This window comes from Streptomyces sp. NBC_01446, assembly GCF_026340095.1.
Lineage (GTDB): Bacteria > Actinomycetota > Actinomycetes > Streptomycetales > Streptomycetaceae > Streptomyces > Streptomyces aureus.
Genome location: NZ_JAPEPO010000003.1, coordinates 842,752 through 867,613 on the forward strand (window position 1 = coordinate 842,752; position 24,862 = coordinate 867,613).

The following is a 24,862-nucleotide window of genomic DNA, read 5'->3' on the forward strand; positions in this document are numbered from 1 at the left end:
CGGCGGGCCGGCGTCCTTGCCACCCGCCCCGGCCGGCTTGGGCGTCGGCCAACTCCATGCCCTCGATCTCCGCCTGCTCCGCAGGCACGTCACCGCGACGCTCCACGTCGCTATCGCAGGATTCACTTCACCACCGGTCTGAGGGCCGGTGCACTGCGAATGCATCCCAGCAGCAGCTGTTACTGCTGGTCAGAGGCTCCTTGCTGCTTGAGGGCCTGGTAGCGGTTGGCCAGGGCGTGGAAGGCCTCCTTGGGTTCCCAGGGCATGTCCGGGTAGGTACGCGCGTCCGCTGGGTAGTCGCTGTGCTCGTCGACGATCTTGACGATGCCGTAGGAAGCGAGGTCGGGGTCCGGTCCGGACAGTCGGTGGGGGTGCCGTAGCCGGCGAAGCTGAACCAGAAGACGGAGTCGACGCCTTCCTCCTCGAAGATGGGCATGAGGTCGTCGATGTAGTGGACCTGCTCGTTCTCGTCGCGCACCAGGTCCCGCTTGAGGGTGACGCCGTCCGGCTCCATGGCCATGTACCAGCCCGAGCCGCCGTAGTCGCCCGCCCCACGCAAGGTGCAGCAGCCGACCTCCATGATGGCGACCGGCTTGCCGTGGGCGAATTCCTTGCGCAGGTCGTCGCGGTAGGTGGCGGCGTTGCGAAGGCCCCGGAAGGCATCCAGACCGATGATGCCGAAGGGGCTCCAGTCCACGCCGTCCAAAGGGCACGAGGCGTAGCTGACCGGGCCTGCGAAGAGGGGGCGGACGGTGCGGACCACGTCACCGAGGAAGGCGTTGACCTTCTGGGGGATGGCCCGGAGTGCGGCTTCGCGGTCGGGGCCGACCAGGACCGGGATGCGTTCGTTGAAGGTGTCGCCGGGCAGGTATCCGCGGGCGAACAGGCTCAGTTCGCAGCCGGTCACGAGGACGACCTCGGCGCCGTCGTGACGCAGTCGTTCGGCTCGCTCTGCACAGTCGGCGAAGTACGGCAGCATCTGTTCGTCGGTCATCTCGCAGGGAAACGGCGAGAACCAGACCTCCAGCCCGACAGCCGCCGCATGCCGCGCGGTGGTCTCGATCCGGTCCGGGTCGCCACCCGTGATGCGGATCGCGGTGCAGTGCAGGTCCTCGGCCATGACCTGCATGTCCCGCGCGACGGCATCGGCGTCGAAGAGCGGGCGGGAGGTATCGCCGTTGGGAAAGGTGCCGGTGTCGTAGTGGATGCCCTTGCCTCGCATGCCTTGCGCCTCCGAAAAGAATCCACGTGTCGCTTACGGAGCGATCGTCAAGCCTCCAGCGGCGTCAGAGTCAAGCTGTCTGGGAGGCGTGCAGCCAGATCCGCAGCGGGCCCACGGGCTCGAAACCATGGCTGATGGCGGCCACCAGGTCGTCGCCCTGCTCGTAGCCGACGACTGGGAGGGTGGGGAAGAGCCGATGCACCGCGCCCAGCACGACCCGCCAGGCCCTGTCAGGGCCGCCGTCCAGCGCGAAGACATTGGAGATTCCGACCACGTGGCCGCTGCGGCTGGCCACCGCCCCGGCGACCACTCGGCCGCTGGCGGACTGCCCGGCGAGCACGAACACAGCTGGGTCGTCGAGCAGTTCAGGCCGGAAGAGATCCGCGTTGCCCTCTCCGTCGTCCCAGGCGAGGGCCCACGCGCGCAGCCTGTCCGGCGAGCCCACCACGTACCAGTCAAGATCCGGGGCGAGGGCGGGCGCACTCGCCGGGCGGTGTATCCACTGCGCCTCGAACAGCACCTCAAAGCCGGCCTCCGTCAAGTCGAGGTCGGCGAAACTGTCCTTGACGGAGGCGCCCGCTGTCACGGTGTCGATCCGGGCCACCAGCGCGGCCCGGTCAGCACTCGGCACCAGCGTCACCGCGTCGGGGTAGTAGAGCGGCGTGCGAGCCGGAGCGGACCATGCCTGGGGTCCGAACTCGCCGGCCGAGCCATGCGATCGGCCCATCGCCGCGCACCACTCGGCGTTGTTGCGGGCGGCGGCCCGAACCAGGAACTGCTTCGGCGTAGTCACGAGTGCTGATCATGACGCGTCCGGCCCGGACCGGCGAACGGTTTATCGCCGCGCACTGGAGAGCCCATATCCGCACCCTGTTCGGTGGGGCGATCATAAGCCGCAACAGTGCGGGCGCTGATACGTGGGCGCAGCCTGCTCCTGGACGTACCGTCATCCTCGAAACGGTCCGTGAGGCGCACTCGATACCGCCCCCTTACTCAAGAACTGCGTCGCCGCCTCGACCACCTGTTGAGTTCTTCGACGGAGGCTCCCCAGCTCTCCTCCCACCGAATTCGAGAAGCTGCGGGCCGCCCTCGACGCTGCGACCTCCGCTCAGCACAACCCACAGGCCCCACCGACCGCGCCGGCCTCGCTCGCCGACGAGCTCGGAAATGACTACAGCAACGCCCCTTCTCCGCGAGTACCTGCGACGCCGCGGCATTCGGCACCCATCCCGGAGAAGGCCGACAGCCAGGCCGCCCGACTGCACAAAGGCTCACACGGCGGACGGCCACCCGGCTTCGACGAGGAGCGGTACAGGTAATGCAACACCGTCGAGCGGGCGGTCAACTGCTTGACACACCACGCGCAGCCGTCACCCGCATCGAAAAGCGCGGCCACGTTCTTCCTCGGCACCGCAACGGCAGCCGCCATCACCATCTGCCTACGGGCGTGACGGGCCGGACAAGTCCTAGTTGAGGTTCCAGGTGCCCGTGCGCTCCTTGTCGACCCCGGTCGCGTCCATCTGATACGTCACGGCGGCGATCTTCGCGTCCCTTGGCACGTCGACGATCACCCAGCCGGTGGTCTGCTTGCCGGCCGGAGGGCGATGTTGACGCCCATGGACCCACGGGAAGTACGCCGTCCCGCCGCACGGGAGCGCCGCCGCACAGGCGATCTCTCAGTGATTGCTCTCTACTACGGCTACTTCAGTGCCTGGAAGCCGCCGATCTCCTGCTCGAGCAGTTTCGGCCAGATGCAGCGGGGTGCGGTCCTCGAACATCGGTATGGCGGCATGCCCCAAGTCGTGGGCAGCCCGGCGATGTTGAAGGACTCGTTGACTGTCACCGGAAGACCGAGCAACGTCGGTCCTCACCGCGAGCGCGCGCCTGGTCGGCACCGCGTGCGGCCGCCCGCGCACGGTCGAAATCCGGCACACAGACCGCGCTGAGCCCCTTGTCATCCCGCTCGATACGAGCGATCGCCTCGTCGGTCAGTTCCTCCGAAGTCACTTCACCAGCACGCAAAGCAGCCAAGAGATTCTCGGCCGTCCGAAAGTTCCATTCCATGAAATCGACCGTATCGACCACTCTCAGCGGTCATAAAATGCCGCTACGGGCAACGGGTTGAACACGTCAGCCCTCATGGTGGAGTTGACCCGCGTACCTCCCCCTCCGCTCCTAGACAACGCAGAACTCGTTGCCTTCCGGGTCCTGCAGCACGACGGCGTAGTGCCCCATGTCCGGCTCGTCCGCGGTCCGAAGCACGCTGGCACCGGCGTCGATCAGCCTCTCCACTGTGGTGGTGACTCGCTGCGTGCGGATCGCCAACGGGACGTCGCGCCCGCCGCCGACCTTCAGATCGAGGTGTAGCCGGTTCTTGCCGGACTTGAGTTCCGGGACCTGCTGGAACCACAACCGCGGCCCTCGTCCTGCGGGATCGACGATCGACTCCGGGGTATCGCCCGCACCGACAGGCAACTCCTCCTCGGGCACCCCCGTAGCTGCCCAATACTCTCGCCAGGTGGCATGGCCGCCAGGTGCAGGTTCGGGTACGTATCCCAGAGCCTCGCTCCAGAACACCACCAGCCTCTGTACGTCGGTGCAGTCGATCGTCAGTTGCAGCGTCATCTCCATACCCGGAGCCTGGCACACGCGACTGACACTCACGCAGGGCCGACCCACCGACTGGAAAGACGCACTCTCACGGCCGCACCAACAGTGCGCCGCACACCTTTGGGGTATACCGCCGACGGCCAGGACAGCGGTTCCCGCCACCATTGCACACCTCAACGGGGCCACCGCCCACTGGTCCAGACCCGTAACCCACCCGATCTCGGCCCCAACCGGTGGCATGGTGGGCGGTGCGGATCGATCCCGCGAGCACGAACACTGCGCACATCGCGAACAAGGCGAACGGGCCGGTGGACCCGTCAGATCCGGTGGGGACAGTCGTCGGGCATCCATGGTCCGGGCACATCAAGATCAAGCAGGCCCGTAGGTAGGTCACCTCGCCAACCCACCCGCGACGGGGGAATCAACGGGCGGGCCTTGGAGTGAGGGCGGCACGTCCGCGGGGGCGCCACAGTCGGGCCTGGGTGAACAGGCCGGGTTCGACGCGTGAGCATGCCGCGATTACGCGGCGCTTCACTGGCTGGTCACCGCCGTAGCCCCGGATCGGGGTACATGCGGGCCACGGGTCGGATGCCTGGTTCCGTCATCTGCGTCAGTCGACGGCCTTCAAGTCGCCCAGCGCGTCCGCGAGGTCGATTTCGGTACGGCCACGGGTCTGGAAGCCCTGCTTGAAAAGCTCTGCCGTGCGTTGCTGTGTTGCGTTAGCCCGAACAAGCTGCTGGAACAAGGCAGCATCTGCGCGTACATCGGCGGGAGTTGCCAGGCTGATGGCGTTGACGGCCGATTTGGCGGCAATCAGCGCATCCCGCGGGAAGTTTCCCATTCGCGCGGCCATGCCGGCTACGAACTCGTCCAGCTCGGCGTCGGGCACCGCGCGGTTGATCCATCCGTAGCGTTCGGCGAGTTCGGCATCGAAGTCGGCCGACGTGAGTACGGCTTCGAGCGCTCGGCCCCGGCCCAGCAGACGGGTCAGGTGCTGGATCGCTCCCGCGCCGGGCGGGGTGCCGATGCCGACTTCGGGCTGGCACAGGACAGCGTTCTCCCGTGAGGCGAAGCGCATGTCGCAGGCGAGGAGGAACTCGCTGCCCGCTCCCCGTGCCCGGCCGCGCACCTTGGCAATGGTGACGGCCGGGATCTCGCTGAGCCTGCGGAAGAGCATCCCCAGGGAGGCGTCGCCCGGACCGCCGGCTTTCGCGGCTTCAGCGGTGTATTCGGGCACTTTGGTCAGGTCCACGTGCGGGAAGAAGAAGTCGGGATCCGCACTGTCGAAGACCACCACGCGTGCAGTCGCCGGTCGGGAGAGCTCCTCGATCAGTTCGACCAGATCGCGCACGAGCTCTGGACCGATGAGGTTGATCGGCGGGGCGTTGAAGGTGGCGGACAGGACGTTGCCGTCCAACCTGGTGCTGATGGTTTCGTACGAGGCGGTCATGTCCTCTTCCTCTCGGCGCTCATCACGGCCCGGTGGCAATCCCGGCTGTCAGGGCTGGTGATCCCAAGTCGCAGCACCACCGATGCGGCAACCTCCTTGCAGTCGCTGCAACGGTCAGGGAGCGGCCTCAACCCCACCCCGCCCAGGCATCCCTGCCACTCTCCCCCCGATCATCCACTCGCACGGCCTTGGAGGACGGCCTGACGCGCCAGGCACGACGCACGCGCAGCAACGACCAGAACGGACATCGTGGGCGTGCGCGTGCCCGTGCGCGCACGCCCCGACGCGCGGCCGGACCTGGCCATCAGCGTCCCGGCAACGTCTCCTGCAGCCAGTCGAAGACGACGTCGCAGTGTTGTTGTGGGGCCATCGGGGAACAGTGCAGCTGCGCGCCGGTGGCCACCGTGAGCTTCACGTAGTCCTTGGGGGACGCCAGCTTGTCGAACATCGCACGCGGCTGTCCGGGATAGAACTGCTCGTCCTCGTAGTCAAGGACCAGGGTGGGCATCGTGATGCGGCCAACCATGCTCGTGATGGTCAGCGACTCGATGCTTTTGGCGGGGGTGTAGAAGTCCGTGAAGACCTTGCCCTCGCGGGCCGCGAGCATCGCCGGGATGGAGAAAGGCTCGATGCGCTTCTCCATCGTCGCGGCGGCGGCCGCAGGCAGCTCGGGGACGACCTCTTTGTTCCAGATGTTGTTGGTCTGCGCCTTGTTCGGGGTGAGGATCTTCCGAATCTCCGGAGGGAAGCCCAGCCAGGGTTCCAGGCATCCGGGCATCGCCACCAGGGCAGCGATGCGCTTCTCGAAGGCCGCGGCCCGGGGCGCCAGGTTGCCCGCCATGCTCAGCCCGGTCAGGGCGATCCGGTCGGCGTCCACGTCTGAACGGGCGACCAGCCAGTCGACGAGCGGCGTGACCACCGTCTCCCAACGCGGTGTGAAGACCACCCGGTCCACAAAGAGCAATTGCCCCTGGCCCGGCCCGTCGTACACGAGGGCGTTCCAGTCACGCTCCAGGGCGGCCGAAACGCCGTAGGCCCACATGTCGACGTTCTGTCCATCGCTGCCGTTCGTGAGGATCACGGTCGGGCGCTGCTGGCCGGAGTCGTCAGGGCGGAAGAACCACACCGGCAGCGGGGTCTTCCCGTAGGGGATGTCCGCTGTCACCGGCGCTGGGTCGCACAGCTCACAGAACTTGTCCCAGGCGCCGCGCCCGGCCCTGTACAGCTGCTCCTCGCTCTCGGGGGTGTCGGAGCCGAGGACGAAGAACAGAGCCTGGGCGTAGTACTGCGCCGCCCGCAGAGCGCGCAGGCGCCTGGTCTGCCGGTCGGGCGTGCTGCCCTCGGGCGCCCCCATCAGCTGGTCGCCGAGCTTCTTGAAGGTCTCGACGTACGTCTGCGCGGAGAGGCCGGCCTTGTTGATCGTGTTCACGGCGGTGAGCACCTCGCCCACCTCGCTGCCGCCGAACCCGGCCCCGCCGAGGGCCCAGAGGCCATTGAAGTTGAACGCCGGGTCCCGGAAGAGCGTCATCACTCCGGGCGTGGCACCCGTCGACGAGCCGGTGGCCGACGCGGTGGGCCTGGGTGCGACCCCTTGTGCGGAGGTTCTGTTCGAGGAGGTGCAACCGGCAGCCAGCGCGACTCCGGTCCCACCGACGAGACCGGCGAGCGCGGTGCGCCGGCTCAGGTGGGATGCGTCCTGCGATGCGTGCGTCATGCCAGCTGACCGTATGGCCCGTCGCCTGCGCCTCCCGGCACGACACAGCTCGTTCCCCCGACTGGAACATCCGGTCAGCGACCCCGTGCCGCGATCCGGGCGGCCACCATGGAGAGAGGCACGGCGGCGGCCCAGCTGTAGATCGCAACGGCGGGCGAGACTCGTGCGATCCCCACCGAGAGCAGAAACACGACGGCCTGAGCGGGGAGTGGGACGCGGCGCCAGGTCGCGCCCGCGGAGCGGCTGGTGGGCAGTTCCATCGCATAGAGCACCAGTGCGGCCGTGCCGATGACGGCCCCGTACAAACCCGGACCGAGGAACTGGTCGCCGTAGTCCTCAAGAACCTTGGTGGGAAAGGGAATCGACGACAACAGCAGCAGGAATGTCACGTTGAGCCAGAACAGGTACGGGTCGATCGGCCCCGCGTTCCGCAGCGCCGCGTGGTGGGCCCGCCAGAACAGGGCGATCACCACCGCACTCAGCAGGAAGGCGCCCGCCTGGGACTGAACTTCCTCCAGTGCCTGGCGCAGCTCCGCCCCGTGAAGCCCTTCGGGCAGCTTGATGTCCAGCACGAGCAACGTCATGGCGATGGCCACCACGCCGTCGGTGAGAGCGAGCATCCTGCCCTTCGATACAAGGTCCGCCTCGGGTTGGCCGAATGGCCGCCCTTCACTTTCGTTCATGGAGCCTGTCGTAGCACCCGCCCTCCGCAGGCGGAGCCAACCAGGCACGTGTCGTCCACTCGTCGCCCGTCGTGCACCGCCTGAAAACCTCTGTCGGCCGCGCCAAGGTCCCCACGATCCCCGCTTCCTTGTAAAGCAACTGCTCGGCCGGCCGCGGGTCAGGGCTCTTCCGGGCCCTCCTCATCGATTTCGAACCAGACCGTCTTCCCCTCCGGTTCGGGGCGGATGTTCCACCGGTGAGCCAACAGGTCGAGGAGGACGAGGCCGCGACCGGAGGAGGAGAGTTCGCCGGGGGCGCGCCGGTGCGGGACCTCGTCGCTGCGGTCGGTGACCTCCACGCGCAGTCGTCGCCGGCCTTGGGCGGCGCCGCTGATTTCGGCCCGAAGTACAGCGGCATGATCGGTGTGGATCAGTACGTTCCCGAGGAGTTCGGAGACGAGCAGGAGGACCGTGTCGACCTGCTCGGGCCGCGCCCAGTCGTGGAGCAGGCCCTGGAATTCGATCCGCGCGTCGGCCAGTCCCTGGGCCTGATCCTGTTCGAGGGTGAAGCGCAGGTGCCGCCCGGTCCGATTCGCATGCACATCCGACGGATCTCGGCGCAGGAGCAGCATCGCGATGTCGTCCTCCGTGAAGGAGGCGCCGGGCTGGTCGCCCGCCTGTGAGGGGGACGGGGACACGACAGCGTTCAGAAGCCGGTCCGCCAGGCCGTCGAGGTCTTCAGGACCGCCCGGAGTCAGCGCATTGCGCACACGGAGCCAGCCGGAGTACATGTCGTGACCGCCGGACTCGATGAGACCGTCGGTGCAGAGCATGAGGATCTCGTTCTCGCGCAGGGAGAGGACGCTGACCGGGTAGTCGACCTCCCCGAGGTCGAGACCGAGGGGCAGGCCGCCCCGCACGTGCTTGAGCAGACAGGTGCCGTCCGGCAGGCGCAGTACGGGATGCGGGTGACCGGCCCGGGCGATGCGCAGGATGCCGGTGGCGGGGTCGGCCTCCAGATAGATGCAGGTGGCGAAGCGGCCTTCGTCCAGTGACGTCAGGAAGCGGGACGCGCGGACCAGGACGGCGTCCGGGCCGTGGCCCTCGGCGGCGTAGGCGTGGATGGCGGTGCGCAGCTGTGACATGAGCCCGGCGGCCCGCACATCGTGGCCCTGGACATCCCCGATCACCACACCGAGGCGCCCGCTGGGCAGAAGAATGCTGTCGAACCAGTCACCGCCGACCATGAGCCCCCCGCCGGTGGGCACGTACCGGGCGGCGACGGTGAGGCCGTCGAGACCAGGGGCGATCCGGCTCATGCTGCTGCGCAGCCCCTGGGAGAGCGCGCGGTCCGCCTGGCCGTCGTACGACTGCTCGATGCTCTGGCTGAGCAAGCGGGCCATGGTCACCAGCAAGGGGCCCAAACCGTCGGCCATCTGTACCGGGGCGTCGAAGGCCGCCATCCACACGCCGGTGAGCTGGCTGTACGTCGTCAGGGGCAGGAACGCCCAGGCCTCGTACCTCTTCTGTCCGCCGAGCTGCCAGGCGGACGGGAAGCGATCGCGATACTCCTGTGGGGAGGCCAGGAAGACGGGGCGCCCGGTCCGGGCCACCTGCGTGGCCGGGTGAATCGTGCCGAGAGGCAGTCGGAGCGCGTCGTCCTCGCCGTCGCGGAAGCCGACGTGGCCCACGCACTTCAGGACCTCGCTGTCCGACCGGAACACCGCCTGACCGCACAGCGGCAGGCTGGCGTCGGCCAGCTGGGAGATCAGGGTGAGCGCCTCCCCGAGGGATGCGGCCCGGGCCAGGGCGTGCCCCGTCACGAGCAGGTCGGCTCCGCGGTGGCGGATCCGCTCAGACACCTTGCCGGATCCGCCGATGGTCGGGCCCGCCAAACGGTTGAGAGTCGCGACCTGGCGCATCTCGACGTCGTACTCCTCGGAATTGCCGTGCTCGCGCCCGCCACCCACCTGCGGCACTCCCGTCTACTCGGCGCACTCTGCCTTCCCGCTCCCCCATGTTCCGTCGATCAGCCCTGCCTCGCCCGCTCACTCACGTCCCGGCGCCCTGCGACCTCCCGATCCGCATCGAACGCATGGACGGATGCGAACCGGCGGGACCAAGATCGACAGGCATCGCTCCGGACCTCGTTGTTGAGGTTCAGCCATGGCTGCGGTGAGTCGGCCCTCTCATGCGATCCGGGCCCCGGAGAAGGCGAGACATCGGGGACAGCGCCCTCTGCTGCTGCCACCCTGAACGGCGGGCCGACAGCGCCCACTGCGCCATCGCGGCGACCACGGCGGGTCCTTCACGTCCGGTGCACCGACCCGGTCCCGCGAGCATCACCCGAGCCCGCACACCGACCTCCCGGGGCTGTGCGGGTTAATGCGCCGGCTTCCCTGCACCGGATCAGACGTTCGGCCATCGCCAGGTGACGGCATGCCCCGACTCGGTTCAGGCCTCTCGCCTTGTTCGCCCATCTCATGTGGGTCGCTGGTTCTCCACGAGGCGGCCGGCGAGATCGAGACACAACTGCGTTGACGTCACACGGACTGATCCCAAGGGCTCAACGCCGGCCACCTCGTCCTCATGAACGGCCCCACCCACGGAACCGGCAAGCGGCCGTACGACGACGGGCCGTTCGACCCTGCAGACGTCGTCGTCGAGGCGGCGGCGGAGCGGCTCAGGGCTGACGGCGCGCGAGGATGATCCCTCCCAGCTTGCTCTCGGCGGAGGTGAGAGTCTTGTGCGTCTCGACGGCGAAGCCGGCTTCGTTGAGCCATTCGATCATCTGGTCATGCTGCCGGCGATGGACATGGACCTTCATCGGGTGCCCGCCATAACCTTCGGTCTTCAACTTCGACGCGTCGCCGACATGGAAGCTGAGCAGGAGCGGCCCACCGGGCCGAAGCACTCGACGGAAGTGCGTGAGAACCGAGCTGATCGCGCCGTCAGGAATGTGGATCAGCGAGTACCAGGCGACCAGGCCGGTCACCGAGGCATCAGCCAAGGTGAGGTCCGTCATCGAGCCGATATCGAAACGCACACCGGGCTGATCACGACGTGCCACATCGATCATTTCCGGTGACAGATCGATGCCGAACGCGTCCAGGTCCAGCTTCCGCAGGTGGCCCGTGATCCTGCCCGTCCCGCACCCCACGTCCACGACCGGCCCGCCGCCCTGTGCAAGCACCAGCTCGGCAAACAGGGCCAAGACCGCGCGTTCTTCAGGCGTTTCGTCCAAGAGGTGCCGTGTCAGCTCTGCGTAACTCGCAGCCACGGTGTCATAGGACGTCCGCGTATCTGCCAGCCAGTCATCTGTGTTCGGTCCCAGTTCCACCGGCCGAACGCTACCCAAGTCAGCAAGCGGCGTGACAGACCAGTTCCGGCGCCGCCTCCCCACCGCCGGCGCGCCGGCCCAGCCTCACCGCGGCATGCGGTGCCGGCGAAGGATTCACCTTCGCCGAGCTGGTGTACGCACGCGGCGGAACCGTGACCGTGCGGATCTGCCTCGACAAGCGCGTCTCAGCGACGGACTATCCGGGCTACCTCAGGTACGGCCGCTGCCGGCGCCGAGCTCGCGTCGCGCAGAGACTCCGCTCAAGGCCGAGTCGCAGGTTCTACCGGCGGCGGAGGCTATGCCTTCCGCGTGGCCCGGTCGCGGAAGGCAAGGTCGTACTCACGTGATCGCACGGCGGACGAATCCAGCAGCAGCTTCTCGCTGTTCCTGGCGCTTGCTGCGGTTGTGACCTGCGCGGCTTTCCCCGCCGGCCGCCACTTGACGAGGAGTCGTCTGATCGCCGGCGGGGACACCGCGTTGATACTTTGGGGGTGCCTGCTCGATGGCCGCCTCGGCAGCCGGGGCTATGGACGGAGCACGATCTTTCCGTGGGTGTGCCCACGTTCCAGCTCGCGGAACGCGTCTCGCACCCGTTCCAGCGGGTAGGTACCCGCGATCCGTACCTCCAACTCCCCGCACGCTGCAAGCCGGGCCAGCTCGCCGAGCACGACCGCGCACGCCGCCGAGCCTTCTCCGTAGGTCCGCGCACCGACCCTGGCCGCAGCCTGCCAATCACGGATCGTGTTGATCCGCTCGGGCCGCACGCCCAACTCCACTGCCAGCTCCACGTAGCCGTCGCCGAACGTGTCGATGAACGCGTCGACGCTCCCGCCGGCGGCCTGCCGGATCCGCTCGGCCGCGCCTTCCCCGTACTCGACCGGGACGACACCACGGTCCTTCAGCCAGGCATGGTTCCGCTCGCTCGCCACCCCGATCACCGTGGCGCCGCGCCGCCGCGCGAGTTGCACGGCGAGCGACCCGACGCCGCCCGCCGCACCGGACACCACGACCGTGTCGGCCGGACGGGGGTCCACCGCGAAAACGGTGGCGTAGGCGGTCGTGCCGGCCACGTACAACGACCCTGCCACGTCCCAGGACAGCCCCTTGGGACGGGAGACCACGTTCACGTCGTCGACCACGACGAACTCCGCGTGGCTCGCTCTGTCGTGCGTGAAGCCCAGGACCTCATCGCCCACCGTGAAGCCGCGCACCTGCGCTCCGACCTCCACCACGACGCCGGCCAGGTCGCTGCCCTGCCCCGTGGGGAACGCAGCCGGCCAGCGTTCGTGCCGCGCGCCCTTGCGGATCATCACCTCGCCGGGCTGGATCCCGGCCGCGCGGACCTCGACCAGCACCTGCCCGGGGCCGGGCGTCGGCCGCTCCACCTCCTCCACCCTCAGCACATCGATCTCGCCGTACTCGTCGAACCGCACTGCCTTCATGGCGTGATCACCGCCTTTCGTCGTTCGGACAAGCTCTGGACCACGAGGTGCCCCGAGCGGGCCTACGTCCTCCAGGGCATCGTCACCGTCGCCGCGCTCGGGCTCTGACTCGGTCCATGTTCCGCCGGACAGAACCTGGCGGAGAGGCTCTCGTAAATCAGTGGAACGGCGCCGCTGTGCGCCATTACCGTGCTGCCGGACCAAGTCGCCGAGGCAAGGACGGCCCGTTGTACACCGTGTGAGACCTCCCGAGTGCTGATTCGTCGCGCGTCGCGCTTGTTGCGCCGCGCTGCTTTTTGCTGCGGACTTCTCACTGAAACCGGTGTACTTCTGTGCTCAATAATTGGGTTGTCATGCCCACCTGCTTGCCGCTCGTTCTCCGCCGTTGCCACACGTGCGCGTCCCAGCGCTTCCGGGCAAACGGCAAATTCCGCGTCAACGCCAACCACAAGCTCCTCGACGCCTGGCTCCTCGTGCTCTGTACCGCTTGCGGGGCAACGGCAAAGCTCACGGTCCTGGAGCGGATGAATGTGCGTTCCGTACGACCTGAACTGCTCGACCGGCTGCACGACAACGACCCTGGCCTGGCAGCCGAGTTGCTCCAGGATCCGGTCGTGCAGCGCCGTAATCGCATCGCTCTCGACTGGGACAACGCCTGGCGCCTCGACACCGGCGGATCGGATCACCTGGACCGCGAGGTGATCGACGTCTCGGTCCGCTTTGCGGCGCGGATCCCTGTCCGGCCGATGCGACTGATCGCTGAAGGTTGCGGTCTTTCGCGGGCCGAGGTCGGGAGACTGATCGCGGAGGGGAGTGTTGTCTCGGCAATCCGGCTCAACAGCAAGCTCTCCGACGACTTCACCTTCACGCTCAAGCGCTGAGCCCTCCTCAAGACCAGGGCCTGTCCGGCAAGATGCGCCGGACAGGCCCTGGTCGGCGCCGTGGACGGGTGGGTTCGGCGTCAGTCGTCTATCGCCTGGTAGAGCACGGTCCAGAAGTCGAGCATGAGATGCACCGGGTCCGGGACGGACGCTCCGACCTGGGTGAGCAGGATCCCGGTGAGCCGGTTGACCGGGTCGGCGTAGGTCGAGGCGCCGCTTCCGCCGTCCCAGCCGAACTGGCCGACGGGCGCGAAGTCACCGCGATAGGTACGCACCGCCATCCCGAAGCCCCAGCCGCCGTGCTGCCCTTGGCCGAAGGACACATGGACGTTGTTGACGGCCAACTCGTGTCGGGTGGCCTGCTGTTCGGGAGAGAGCCGGTTGGTGGTCATCAGCTCGACGGCGGGCCGGGACAGGATCCGCTCGCCCTCGTGCATCCCGTGGTTCAGCAGCATCCGGAAGTAGGCGTGGTAGTCGTCGGCGGTGGAGTTCAGTCCACCGCCGCCGCCCTGGAACGCCGGAGGCGTGCTGTGGCGCCCCGTCGCAGCCTCGTCCCAGACCTGGAACTCTCCGGTCCCCGGGTCGGGGGCGTACAGGGGCGGCAGCCGGTCGAGCTGGTCCCCGGGCACATGGAAACCGGTGTCCTTCATGCCCAGCGGCTCGAAGATCCGCTCGCGCAGGAACGACTCGAACGACTGGCCTGTGACCCTGGAGACGAGGACGCCGACCAGGTCGCTGCTGATCTGGTACTGCCAGCGCTCTCCGGGCTGGTGCATCAGCGGAAGCGTGCCGAGACGGCGCATCCACTCGTCCTGCTCGGGCATCGGCGTCGGCATGTTGGGGGTGATCCCCTGCTCGAAGACCGCGTTCATGATCGGAGTGCCGATCACCGTCATATCCATGCCGAGCCCGAACGTGGAGGTCAGCACGTCCCGCACGGTGATCGGCCGCCGCGCCGGCACGGTCTCGTCCAGCGGGCCGTCGAGCCGTTTCAGCACCTGGCGGTCGGCCAGTTCCGGCAGCCAGCGCTCCACCGGGTCGTCGAGGCGCAGCCTGCACTCGTCGAGCAGGACCATCGCCGCCGCGATCGAGACCGGCTTGGACGTCGAGGCCATCCGGAAGATCGTGTCGCGGCGCATCGGTGCGCCGCCGTCGTGACGCATCGTCCCGATCGTTTCGACATGTGTCTCGTCGCCCTTGCTGAAGAGGGCGACGACCCCGGGAATCTTCCCTGAGTCGACATGCCGGGCCAGCACGTCGTGCACCCTGTGCAGCCCTGCCTTGGAGAAGCCGCTGTCGGCCATGGTCGTGTGCTCCTTTGACTGGGAATGAGAGAGCGGATGGTCAGCAGCCGAGCCGGTCGGCGATAAAGTCGACGGTCAGCCGATGCTCGGCGTGTACGGCCAACGCCGACTTGCCCACCCCGCCGATGCCATCGATCGCCACCACCGAAGAGCTCCGCGCGGCGCCGAGCAGAGCGTCCAACTCCGCCCCGCACCCGGTGAAAGCGGTGGTGTCGTGCGGCAGGTCATTGCGCGCCGGCGCCGGGGCAGCCGTGCTGGTCCGGGGCCCGTCCTTGGCCCGTTCCCACACCTCGCGCAGTGTCCTGGGGTCATGACCGGCTGCCTTGCAGAGCGCCACCGTCGGCCAAGGCGGAACGGCCTGTTCGGAGAAGTAGCGCGGCAGCGAGGAACTGCTGACGTGGACGTCGCGGGCGAGCTCGCGCAGACTCCGTCCGGTTGCATCACGCAGCTGCAACAGCCGCCCCGCCAACTCCTCACTGACACTTGCCAGCCTTCCCCCAGGAATCACGCGCTGATACTAGATGGAGTGGGGTGAGGCGGTGTCTTGATTGGCTGTACCTGTACCTGTACCTGTAGCTGTACCTGCCCCTGCCGCTGCCGCTGCCGCTGCCGCTGCCCCTGCCCCTGCCCCTGCCCCTGCCCCTGCCCCTGCCCCTGCGAGGGAAAGCGTCCCCGCTGCAACCTCGTGCCCAAATGCCGTACGAACGCGGCCTGTTGCCTCCGAATGCACCGTGCGAGGATGATCGCTTCTTTCTAGGGGCGGATAAAGGGGGTGGCACTTGAAGCGGAGATCGCTGCTGCGGGCAGTGGTGACCACCGGAGTGGCGGCGGCAGCCGGCGCGGCCGACGTGCGGTCAGCGGCCGCCGCTACGGACTATCTGATCGTGGTCGTCGAACAGGCCGCCAATCAGATCCAGCGCTTCAGCAACAGCACGACCGACTGGAACACCTCCCCCGAGTGGCACTGGAGCGCGCCCAGCACGGACTCCTGGAAATATCTCGCCGACGCCAAGCGCCGGCTCACGGCCAACTGGGACGATGTCCTGGTGTGCTGCGCGAACGGCACCGCGAGTACGGGTGGACGCGCCGCCATGGTCCGCGAGAGCGACCAGGCAGTCGTCTGGACGGCGGTCGTACCGGGCAATCCTCACTCGGTGGAGCGGATCGACGGACACGGTGCGATCGTCACCGCCTCTGCCAAGCAGAGGGCCACCGGCGACAGTTACGAGAATGGCGGCGGCATCAACCTCTTCGTACCCAGCACACACGGCGGCCTGCCACCGACCTCGTTCGCCGACAGCATCAGCACTGGCTTCCCCGGTGCCCACGGCGTGCTCTGGGACGACTCCAACGAATGCCTGTTGGCCATCGGCGACAACGAGCTGCGGGCCTACCGCCTGGTGACGATCAGCAGCGGCATCATCACCGGTCTCTCGAAGGTGGCGACGCTGGCCTTCAGCGGCACAGGGCACGACCTGCAGCCGGACTACGCCTCCCCCGACATCCTGTACACCGTGGGCGGAGACGCCGGTAATCCCGACCACGGGATATGGAAGACCCGTCTCACTTTCAACAGCGCCGCCGCTACCTGGACCTTCGCCTCTCCGGCCAGGCTGTACGACTGGTACTTCACGAAGTCCTTCAGCAGGCTCCCCGACGGAACGGAATTCTGGGTCGACGCCCCGAGCGCGGCGACCTGGTGGAACGACACGGTCGGCTTCTCCGGCCGGTCCGATTCGGTCCGGACCGGCGCGAAATTCTACAAGGCCCGCTTCTGGTCCCACGTCCTCTCTTGACATCTCCCCCAGCTGAAGCAGGGGGATTCATTCCTCGCGGAGTGAACTTTCTGCTTCATCGACAGCCGCTGCCCCGAATGAACGGCGAGGGACGTTGGTACGCCCAGCAGTCTTACGCAAGCTCCACAGACCTGACATCCCGCCAGCCCGGCGGTAGACCCGGCCAGCTTGGTTGTCGCCAGCCGGGCAGGGTCGAGCATACAAGTCGCGGACGGCGCGTGGGACGGGTATCCGCCCAGAGGGCGAATACCCGCTCGCTGCCCTGCTCCGCAGGAGTCCGTTTCCTCTCCACCCTGAAGAGCGGACTATCCACGGAGGAATCCCGATGAATCCGTCCGCATCGGAAACCCAGCGGTGCTCGGACGTTCAGCGGCTGCCCGCGAACGACGAACGGCCCGCCTCTCCGGCACGATCGCCGGAGGGGGGCCGCTGTCGGTCGCGGTCGCGTACGTCCGTGATCAGACGGCGGGCAGCTTCGCCACCACGATCTTCGTCGAGCCCTGCGCCGTGGTGTCGGTCGCGTAGAACGCCACCTCACCGCGATCGTTGACGGCGTTGCCCTCGGTGGGCACCCAGTGGGTGCGGTCCACCATCGCGCCGAGGTCGTACATCCGGCCCTGCGGGTCCCACACCACGGCCGTGGTGACGTCGGGCTGGAGTTCGGCGTTTCCGACGATCCAGCCGTCGTCGTTCACCTTCAGCGCCTTGGCGCTGAACCCGAAGTCGGGCAGGCGCGTCATGGTGCCGCCCGGCTTCAGGACGAACGCGTCGTCGCCGCTGGTGCCGACGACCTCACCGGAGGCGTTGACCGACTCGGCCGTGCTGTCGACCATGCCGGGCAGCGTGCCCAGGTCGCTGATCGTTCCGTCCGCGCTCCACTTGACGGCGCGGCGCCTGCCGTCCTTGGAGGAGTGTCCGACGACGACACCGGCGTCGTTGATGGCGATCGGCTCGGTCAGCGTGCGGGAGTCGGTCAGGTGGGGCAGCTTGCGGAAACCGTCCTTCGCGGACCAGGTGAAGGCGTCGTTGACTTCCAGGTTGCCGCCGGTCGCCGGGTTCTTGATGTACCCGGTGGCGTTGCCGACGACCGTGCCCGCGTCGTTGACGGCGAACGCGCGGTCGTAGCTGTACGCCTCCCAGTCGGGCAGCGGCAGCGTGGTGAGCTTGCCGTCCGTGTCCCAGACACCGGCGCGGGTGCCGCCCTCCGTCCGGGTCACCTGGCCGGTGCCCCACGTCCCCGAGGCACTCTGCCCGAGGACGTAGCCGTTGCGCAGGCCGGTGTTGTCGAGGAGGGTGATGCCGTGCTCGGCGTCCCAGCGCATCGGCCGGGTGGCGCCGGACACCTGCTGGGAGCCCGCGATCCGGCCCTGGTCGTCCATGCCGAACGCGACCGCGGGGCCGAACGACGCCGTGACGTCGAGCGTCGGCTGGGTGACCTTGCCGAGCAGCACGTCCGCGCCGCCCAGCGTCGAACCGGCGTCGCTCGCCAGCGAGAACCGGCCGACGAGACGGGTGCCCGAGGGCGGCGCGGTCTCCGCGACGAGCCGCCCTGCGACCTTCACCGACTGGCCGGAGTACAGCTTCACCGGCTTCTCGTCGTCCACCGTCACCGTGCCCAGCGACTTCGAGAATATCGTGGCCTGGATGTCGAACGCGGTGGAGCCGGACGGCACATCGGTGCCCGCGATGAACAGAAGGTAGTAGCCCGGCTTCGGGTCCTTCAGGGTCAGCGATTCACGGAAGCCGCCGTTGGTGGAGGAGGCGATCAGTGCGCCGGACTGGGCGATCAGGTACAGGTCGAGGTCGGCGTCCGGGTCAGAGGCGTTGCCAAGTGACACCTCGAGACGGGTCGCGTCGCGCGGCACCGTGATCTGCTTGCCCGTCATCGACTGGTCGGTGACGGTCGGGTGGGCCTGCGACAGGGCGCCCAGAGGGCCACCCGTGGCGTGGGCGGTCACCGGCGCGAACCGGTTGACGGCCGTCAACGCCTTCTCGGCGGGCGCGTGCACGGCGGCCTCGTCGATCACCGACGACGCGGGGTCGAGCGTGGCCCCCAGCACGGTGGCGGTCAGCCGGTACGGGTTCTCCTGGACCGGCGACGTGCGCCGCGACTCCACCTCGAACTCCCAGACGCCGGGCATCGGTTGCTCGTACGCACGCGAGTCGGGGGCTCAGTCCGCGGTGTCGGAGAAGTGCGTGTAGCAGCGGCTGACCGCACTGTCGTCCACGGGCATGCCCTGCGGGTCGACGGCGAGGAAGCGGGTCTGGCTGTCCCCCACGACGCCGCTCAGGTCGACCTTGAGCGCCGCGGCGCCCTCGGGCACCGTCACGAACACCGACCGCGTCTGGTTACGGTCCACCGCCCCCTTCGCCGAGACCGCGTACGACGGCTTCGCCGGGTCGGCGGCCGCCACGACGGTGACCGGGACGAGCTTGTCGACGCCGGGCGTCAGCGGGTCGTCGACGCGCAGCAGCGCAGAGTGCGCGCCCGTCGAACGGGCCCGCGCCCCCACGGTGACCGTGGTCTCCTTGCCCTTGGTGAGCGCCACGGTGTGCGGGGCGCTGAAGGTGCCGTCGTTGCCCACCCATGACAGCAGCGTGAGGGCACTGCCGGAGCCGGTGCGGGTCAGCCGGACGTCGTAGTTCTTGCTGCGGTCGGTGAACCTGGCCGCCGTCGCCCGCGGCGCATCGGTTGTACACGCCGGTGCCGGACTTCGGGGTGGCGAGCATCCCGGCGAGCGCACCACAGACCGGGGCCCGCACGGTGTACGCGGTCGGGTCGACGTGCTTCGCGAGCAGCTTCCACGCCGCCGGTACGGAGACGAGGCCCGCGCCTTGCGCATAGGCGGGCTGGTCGTCGAGGAACGTCGCCGAGCTCATCAGGGCGGTACGCAGTGCGGCGGGCGTCACCTTCGTGCCGGTGGCGGACGCGGCCGACAGGAGCAGCGCAACGACGCCCGTGGCCTGTGGCGACGTCATCGACGTACCGTTGAACATGCCGTACCCGGGGGGGCAGTTCGTAGCCCGCCTCCGGTACGCCCTCGCCCGGCATCCAGGTCGGTATGGACGACACTGCGGCACCCGGGGCGACGACCTCCGGCTTCATGCCGCCGTCCTCGCGCGGACCGCGCGCCGAGAACGGGAACAGGGGCTGACGTGCCGTCACCCGCGAGCCGTATTCGGCCCACCAGGTGTCCTTGCTGACGGACGCGCCCACCGCGAGTGACGGGACATGCAGGTGTCCTTCCGGGGTGTATGTGTTCCGCGGGTCTACCGAGCCGGACGGGCCCGGCGCAGCAATAACTGGTGGCAGCTTCTCGCCACGTCGCCAAGTCGCCACCGAACCTTCAGGCTGCTTCGGTGAGGCCGGAACTGGTGCGTACGGGTGGTGCCCTAGAACCCCAGTGCCACGTGCCCCACAGCGCGCCCATCCTCGCCCAAGAGGCGGCCCATGCGCTTGGCGGTGCGCAGTGTGACAGTGCGGTCCTGGACGGTCAGACGGGGGAACCGCTCGTCGAGCAGTGACTCCAGGGCCGTGATCCCGTCGAGGTCGCGGAGCCACACCGAGAAGAGCAGGTTGCACGAGCCGGTCACGGAGGCGCACAGCCGGATCTGCGGCAGCCGCGCCAACGCGCCGCCGGTGGCGTCGAGCTCACCGTGGGGCACGACCGCCCGGTACGTGGCGATGCCCGGCCATCCGGCCGTCTGCTGGGCGAGGTCGCAGCGCACCAGGATGTCGCGGTCGCGCAGCTCTCGGCTGATCCGGCGGCGCACCGTGGACTCGCTCAGGCCGGTGCGCGCGGCGAGTTCGGCCCAGCCGACGCGGCCGTCGGCACCGAGAGCCTCCAGGAGGCGGCGGTCGACGTCTCCGCGTGGCACGTGCGCGAACGGGCCACCGCCGGGCCTGCCGGCCGGGCGCGGCGCGGCGAGCCGGGCGCGACCCGCCGGTTCCAGGGCCCGCACCTTCCAGCCACTGCCCTCCTGGTAGATCCGCACGCCGAGCCGGGTGCGGGTGGCGCGCACGCCCGGCAGCGGCCCGAGGTCGGTGCCGATGCGGCGGCCGAGCGCGGACAGGTCAGGGGCGACGACAGTCAGGAACAGGTCGAAGTCGCCGACGACGTGTTCGACGCTGGCCACCCACGGCAGGGCGGTGAGCCGCTCGCTCAGCTCGGCGAGGCGCCGCGGCCGGCAGGTGACCTCCACGTAGCCGACGGTCGCGGTGGCGGGCCCGGCGTATGCCGTCACCCAGGCCAGGCCCGCACGCTCCAGGCGTGCCCAGCGGCGGGCCGCGGTGGTGGCGTCGACGCCTACGGCCGGGCCGATCCGGGACCAAGGGGCGCGCGGATCTGTCTGCAGGGCGTCGACGAGCGCGAGGTCGGTCTCCTCGAAGGTCTGGATCTCCCCAAGGCCCCCGACAGTCTCGATCACATCCAGGGGCTCGGCGGAATCCGGATCCAGAACCTGCCCTCTGCCGTTTTCCTGCAATTCGGCCCCCATTCCGTACGGCGGCCGGAATCTGTCCCCACTTCCGAGCCGCACCACCACCATCACACGCCCACTCTAGAAGGAGTGCCCGTGGCTCCACCGTCCCCGGCCCGCAGCAGGGAGCGCCTCGATCGAGGCGCGCGGATCACCGTCGCGCTGCTCTTCTGCGCCTGGCTGATCGACTACGTCGACCGGCTCGTCATCAATCTCGCGCTCCCCTCGATCGGCGAGGAGTTCGACCTCAGCCGCGCGGAGCAGGGCCTCGCCGTCTCGGCGTTCTTCCTCGCGTACGCGGCCTGCCAGATTCCCGGCGGGATGCTCGCCGACCGGTTCGGCGCCCGGCGGGTGACCTGCTGGGCGCTGCTGATCTGGTCGGCGTTCACGGCGCTGACCGGGTTCGCCGGGTCGTTCGCGATCCTGCTGGTGGTGCGGTTCCTGTTCGGGGCAGCGGAGGGGATCTTCCCCGGCGCCTCGATGAAGGCGATCACCGAGCGGACCACCCCGGGGCAGCGAATGGGCGCCAACGGCGTCGTGCAGTCCGCGAACGCGATCGGCGCGGTCGCGGCGCCGCTGATCGCCGCCCCGCTGATCACGCACTTCGGCTGGCGCTCGGCGTTCTTCACGGTCGCCGGTGTCGGGGTGTTCGTGTACGCGGCGGTCCGGCTGTGGCTGCCCGAGCCGCTCGCACGGGACGCCGAGCGCTCCGCCCCGGCCGTGGCCGGCGGCGCCCGCATCGTGCTGCGCTCCCCCGCCATGTGGGGCTTCGCCGCGATGTTCTTCGGCTACGACATCATCGTGTGGGGCCTGAACACATGGGTGCCGTCGTACCTGAGCCAGGAGCGGGGCATCTCGTTGACCTCGGCCGGAGCGCTCGCCGTCATCCCGGCGGCCGCGGCGGCCGGAGCCATGATCGTCGGCGGGCGGCTCGCGGACCGGCTCCAGGGGCACCAGCGCAAGATCGTGGTGCCGTCGATGAGTGTGGCTGCCGTCGCCCTGATCCTGATGGCGACGGCGTCGAGCACGGTCGCCTTCATCCTGTGGATGACCGTGGCCACCGCCTCCGCGTCCCTGTCGTACATGCCGGTCTACGCGGTGCCGCTGCGCAGCCTGCCTCCCGAACTCACCGGCGCCGGTGCCGGGTTGATCACCTTCGGCGGCCAGTTCGCCGGCGTGATCGCGCCCACCGCGATGGGCCTGCTCGCGGACCGGATGGGCTTCGGCGCCGCCTTCGGCTTCCTGGTGCTCGGCGCCGTCCTGGCCGGCGTCGTCGCCGTCGTCACCCCTCAGGACACCGACTCCTTCCGCCGTTCGCTGCGGCTGCCCGAGCCCGCCGACGCCGTCCCCACCCCCCGCCCCGTAGAAAGCGAGAAGGCATGACCACCCCTGCCCCCACCGCCCTCACCGACGGTCTCGACGCGCTGCTGCCCGGCCTGCGTGAGCTGTATCGCGACCTGCACACCCACCCCGAGCTCTCGCTCCAGGAGACCCGCACGGCCGCCGTCGCCGCCGCCCGGCTGCGCGCGCAGCCCGGCTGGGAGGTCACCGAGGGCGTCGGAGGCACCGGTGTCGTCGGCGTGCTGCGCAACGGCGACGGGCCGACCGTGCTGCTGCGTGCCGACATGGACGGCCTGCCGGTCCTGGAGGCGACGGGCCTGCCGTACGCGTCCGTGGACCGCGCCATCGACCGCGACGGCAACGATGTACCGACGATGCACGCCTGCGGCCACGACATGCACGTCACCTGCCTGCTCGGGGTGACCGCGCTGCTCGCGCAGCACCGAGGCGCCTGGCGCGGCACCGTCCTCGCCGTGTTCCAGCCCGCCGAGGAAACTGCCGAAGGCGCGCGGAACATGCTCGACGACGGCTTCGCGGAGCGCTTCCCGAAGCCCGACATCTGTCTCGGCCAGCACGTGGGCCCGTTCCCGACGGGGGTCGCGGTGACTCGCCCCGGGCCGCTCATGGCGGCGTCCGACAGCTACCGGGTGCGCCTGTTCGGCCGCGGCGGGCACGGCTCGTCGCCCGAGTCGACGGTGGACCCGGTGGTGATGGCCGCGGCGGTGGTGCTGCGCCTTCAGACGGTCGTCTCGCGCGAGGTCGGCGCCTCGCAGACGGCCGTCGTGACGGTGGGCTCGATCCACGCCGGCACGAAGGAGAACATCATCCCGGACGAGGCGGAGCTGAAGCTCAACATCCGCTCCGTGGACCCCGTCGTCCGCGAGAAGGTCCTCGCCGCGGTGTGCCGGATCGTGCAGGCCGAGGCCGCGGCGTCGGGTGCGCCCAAGGAGCCGGAGATCACCCCGCTGAACGCCTTCCCGCTCACCGTGAACACCGCGGACGCCACCGCGACCACGATCGAAGGGCTGCGTGACGTGCTCGGCGAGCATGCCGTGCTGACGCTGCCGCAGCCGATCAACGGCAGCGAGGACTTTGGCCTGTTCGGCACCGAGCTGGGCGCACCGTCGGTGTTCTGGCACTTCGGCGGCGCCGACCCGGCCGCGTTCGAGGGCCTCGACCCCGAGGTCCTCGCCACGCGCGGCCTCCCGGCGAAGCTCCCCATGAACCACTCGCCGCTGTACGCGCCGCTGCAGGACCCGACGATCGAACTGGGCGTACGGGCCCTGCTGGGCGCCGCCCGCGCCTGGCTCGCCGACGGGGAGTGAACGAGGAACCGGGCTGACCGGCCACTTGTGGGGGCCCGGAACTGTGCGGTTCCGAGCCCTTCACAAGTGGCCGGTCAGCACCGGCTTTCACTGATGGTCTCTGGTGCCGCTGCCCACGCCCGATACGAAGGATCCGGCGCCGACGCGGATGCGGCCGCGCCGGCGCCGACACGTCTCGGCGCACTCGCCCGCGCCCGCGCCGGCGCCGGCGCCGGCGGGTCAACGGCGGGTGTCGTGTTGTCGCCACGTCGTGATCTCGCCACCGGGTTCCCTTTCTCGTCGCTCCGCCGTTCACCCATGCTCGTGCGGTGTTCACAGCTCGCCCCCGGAAGCCGCGGCGGCTGCCCTCACGGCCCGGATTGGAGCAAGGAAGATGACTCAAGTCCCCCGCCCCAGACGCCTTTTCGCGCCGTCCGTGGTCACCACGCTCGCCACCCTCGTCGCTCCGGCTCCCTCCGCGTCTGCCGCTCCCCCTCCGGCCGGCGGCACAGAGGCCCGAAGCGTGCTGTCCTCCCTCGACAACCAGGAACTCCAGGCACTGCACCGGATGGCCACCCTGGATGTGGGTGGTCTGCGCGTCACCGACAAGGAACCCGTAGACCATCCAGTCGTACCACTCGACGGCGTTGCCGCCGCCGAGAGCCAGCAGAGCGCGACGGTGGGAGAGGGAGGGGTTTCCGGCGGCGACAGGGGTTCTGCCGATGAGTGATGCCATAGCGGGGCACCTCATGGGGAAGGCGCACGGATCGAGGCCGTGCGGTACCGGCACCCGGTCCTGCGGCCGGGCGTTGGGGAGGGGACGGGGCCGGGCGAGGCCCGTGCCTACCAGCTGGGCGGAGTGATCACCCAGATCGAAGTGGCGGGCTCGTCACCGGGGTTGACGTACCAGTGAGGTGTGCTGCAGGAGTAGGTGATGGAGTCGCCCGCCTCGAGCCGGTGACGGACGCCGTCGAGATACACGTCCTTCACCCCCGAGAGCACGATGCCGAACTCCTCACCGTTGTGACGGAAGGGAGTGGCGCTGGTGTCGTGGCCCGGCATCAGGGGCAGACAGTCACCACTTCGGAATCCACTTGCGGGGATAGGGACTTCCAGGGAAAGGGCTCCCGGCCTCGCCCTCGGCAAGCAGGGTGCCCAGGACTCGGTGGCCGGTCTCGACGGCACGGTCGTCGGCGATGCGTGCGGCAGCGGTCGCTCCGGCCGAGCGCATGGAGGCGCGCTTCATCAGGAGACGTAGGCGAAGACGGAGACGGGCCTTTCGATGACCGGTCGACTGCCGGTAGGCGCCGAGCGACG

Annotated in this window: 21 protein-coding genes and 3 pseudogenes; 6 read left to right on the forward strand and 18 right to left on the reverse strand. The window is 69.1% G+C overall.

Annotated features, from left to right (window positions below; genetic code table 11):
* Window positions 1-127: 127 nt before the first annotated feature.
* Entirely contained in the window at window positions 128-1,222 is a 1,095-nt protein-coding gene (locus OG456_RS48540) for a hypothetical protein (protein WP_266571491.1), read from the reverse strand.
* A 70-nt stretch (window positions 1,223-1,292) separates the two neighbouring features.
* The gene (locus tag OG456_RS48545) at window positions 1,293-2,015 is read right to left on the reverse strand and encodes a hypothetical protein (RefSeq protein ID WP_266571492.1); all 723 of its coding nucleotides are present in this window, start codon (window positions 2,013-2,015) and stop codon (window positions 1,293-1,295) included.
* A 433-nt stretch (window positions 2,016-2,448) separates the two neighbouring features.
* Here OG456_RS48545 and OG456_RS48550 point away from each other — a divergent pair.
* Window positions 2,449-2,538, forward strand: a pseudogene (locus OG456_RS48550) (IS5/IS1182 family transposase); the annotation flags it as partial.
* Between the two features lie 461 nt (window positions 2,539-2,999).
* Here OG456_RS48550 and OG456_RS48555 read toward each other — a convergent pair.
* The 8 genes and pseudogenes from OG456_RS48555 to OG456_RS48590 form a co-directional block, all read right to left on the reverse strand.
* Window positions 3,000-3,286, reverse strand: a pseudogene (locus tag OG456_RS48555) (amidase family protein); the annotation flags it as partial.
* A 111-nt stretch (window positions 3,287-3,397) separates the two neighbouring features.
* Entirely contained in the window at window positions 3,398-3,853 is a 456-nt protein-coding gene (locus tag OG456_RS48560; protein WP_266571493.1) for a VOC family protein, read from the reverse strand.
* Window positions 3,854-4,442: 589 nt separating this feature from the next.
* On the reverse strand, window positions 4,443-5,282 hold the full coding sequence (locus OG456_RS48565; protein WP_266571494.1) for an enoyl-CoA hydratase/isomerase family protein: 840 nt from the start codon (window positions 5,280-5,282) through the stop codon (window positions 4,443-4,445).
* A 304-nt stretch (window positions 5,283-5,586) separates the two neighbouring features.
* Window positions 5,587-6,996, reverse strand: coding sequence for a S9 family peptidase (locus OG456_RS48570; RefSeq protein WP_266571495.1), 1,410 nt, complete (start codon window positions 6,994-6,996; stop codon window positions 5,587-5,589).
* 74 nt (window positions 6,997-7,070) lie between these two features.
* Window positions 7,071-7,679, reverse strand: coding sequence for a TMEM175 family protein (locus tag OG456_RS48575; RefSeq protein WP_323136483.1), 609 nt, complete (start codon window positions 7,677-7,679; stop codon window positions 7,071-7,073).
* A 158-nt stretch (window positions 7,680-7,837) separates the two neighbouring features.
* A complete protein-coding gene (locus tag OG456_RS48580) occupies window positions 7,838-9,637 on the reverse strand; it encodes an ATP-binding SpoIIE family protein phosphatase (protein ID WP_266571497.1) in 1,800 nt (599 codons plus the stop codon).
* A 704-nt stretch (window positions 9,638-10,341) separates the two neighbouring features.
* Window positions 10,342-10,998, reverse strand: a complete 657-nt coding sequence (locus tag OG456_RS48585) for a class I SAM-dependent methyltransferase (protein WP_266571498.1) — start codon at window positions 10,996-10,998, stop codon at window positions 10,342-10,344.
* A gap of 524 nt (window positions 10,999-11,522) precedes the next feature.
* On the reverse strand, window positions 11,523-12,440 hold the full coding sequence (locus tag OG456_RS48590) for an NADP-dependent oxidoreductase (RefSeq protein ID WP_266571499.1): 918 nt from the start codon (window positions 12,438-12,440) through the stop codon (window positions 11,523-11,525).
* Between the two features lie 353 nt (window positions 12,441-12,793).
* Between OG456_RS48590 and OG456_RS48595 the strand changes: the two genes are divergently transcribed.
* Window positions 12,794-13,321, forward strand: a complete 528-nt coding sequence (locus tag OG456_RS48595; protein ID WP_266571500.1) for a DUF1062 domain-containing protein — start codon at window positions 12,794-12,796, stop codon at window positions 13,319-13,321.
* A gap of 80 nt (window positions 13,322-13,401) precedes the next feature.
* Here OG456_RS48595 and OG456_RS48600 read toward each other — a convergent pair whose 3' ends face one another.
* Together OG456_RS48600 and OG456_RS48605 are read right to left on the reverse strand one after the other, a co-directional pair.
* Entirely contained in the window at window positions 13,402-14,625 is a 1,224-nt protein-coding gene (locus OG456_RS48600) for a serine hydrolase (protein ID WP_266571501.1), read from the reverse strand.
* A 40-nt stretch (window positions 14,626-14,665) separates the two neighbouring features.
* Complete coding sequence (locus OG456_RS48605; protein ID WP_266571502.1) at window positions 14,666-15,133, reverse strand: helix-turn-helix transcriptional regulator; 468 nt, start codon at window positions 15,131-15,133, stop codon at window positions 14,666-14,668.
* 271 nt (window positions 15,134-15,404) lie between these two features.
* On the opposite strand from OG456_RS48605, the gene OG456_RS48610 reads away from it, so the two are divergent.
* Window positions 15,405-16,421, forward strand: a complete 1,017-nt coding sequence (locus tag OG456_RS48610; protein ID WP_266571504.1) for a DUF6528 family protein — start codon at window positions 15,405-15,407, stop codon at window positions 16,419-16,421.
* A 458-nt stretch (window positions 16,422-16,879) separates the two neighbouring features.
* Here the strand turns inward: OG456_RS48610 and OG456_RS48615 are convergent, their stop codons facing one another.
* The 4 genes and pseudogenes from OG456_RS48615 to OG456_RS48625 all read right to left on the reverse strand — a co-directional run bounded on the left by OG456_RS48615 (window position 16,880) and on the right by OG456_RS48625 (window position 20,849).
* Window positions 16,880-18,562, reverse strand: coding sequence for a pre-peptidase C-terminal domain-containing protein (locus OG456_RS48615; RefSeq protein ID WP_266571505.1), 1,683 nt, complete (start codon window positions 18,560-18,562; stop codon window positions 16,880-16,882).
* Between the two features lie 30 nt (window positions 18,563-18,592).
* Entirely contained in the window at window positions 18,593-19,006 is a 414-nt protein-coding gene (locus OG456_RS48620) for a hypothetical protein (RefSeq protein ID WP_266571506.1), read from the reverse strand.
* 253 nt (window positions 19,007-19,259) lie between these two features.
* Window positions 19,260-19,502: pseudogene (locus tag OG456_RS51020) on the reverse strand (S8 family serine peptidase); the annotation flags it as partial.
* Window positions 19,503-19,814: 312 nt separating this feature from the next.
* Complete coding sequence (locus OG456_RS48625; RefSeq protein WP_266571507.1) at window positions 19,815-20,849, reverse strand: Lrp/AsnC family transcriptional regulator; 1,035 nt, start codon at window positions 20,847-20,849, stop codon at window positions 19,815-19,817.
* Window positions 20,850-20,996: 147 nt separating this feature from the next.
* Here OG456_RS48625 and OG456_RS48630 point away from each other — a divergent pair, with 147 nt between their 5' ends.
* From OG456_RS48630 to OG456_RS48640, 3 genes are all read left to right on the forward strand, one after another.
* Window positions 20,997-22,283 carry an MFS transporter gene (locus tag OG456_RS48630; protein WP_266571508.1) on the forward strand — a complete coding sequence of 429 codons (1,287 nt, stop codon included), beginning with the start codon at window positions 20,997-20,999 and terminating at the stop codon, window positions 22,281-22,283.
* Window positions 22,280-23,566, forward strand: a complete 1,287-nt coding sequence (locus tag OG456_RS48635; protein WP_266571509.1) for an amidohydrolase — start codon at window positions 22,280-22,282, stop codon at window positions 23,564-23,566. Before OG456_RS48630 ends, OG456_RS48635 begins: the two co-directional genes overlap by 4 nt.
* A 373-nt stretch (window positions 23,567-23,939) precedes the next feature.
* Window positions 23,940-24,275 (forward strand): hypothetical protein, encoded by a 336-nt coding sequence (locus OG456_RS48640; RefSeq protein WP_266571510.1) that lies wholly within the window; start codon window positions 23,940-23,942, stop codon window positions 24,273-24,275.
* A gap of 113 nt (window positions 24,276-24,388) precedes the next feature.
* Here OG456_RS48640 and OG456_RS48645 read toward each other — a convergent pair whose 3' ends face one another.
* Window positions 24,389-24,607, reverse strand: a complete 219-nt coding sequence (locus OG456_RS48645) for a cupin domain-containing protein (protein WP_266571511.1) — start codon at window positions 24,605-24,607, stop codon at window positions 24,389-24,391.
* A gap of 13 nt (window positions 24,608-24,620) precedes the next feature.
* Window positions 24,621-24,791, reverse strand: coding sequence for a hypothetical protein (locus OG456_RS48650; RefSeq protein WP_266571512.1), 171 nt, complete (start codon window positions 24,789-24,791; stop codon window positions 24,621-24,623).
* Window positions 24,792-24,862: the final 71 nt, after the last annotated feature.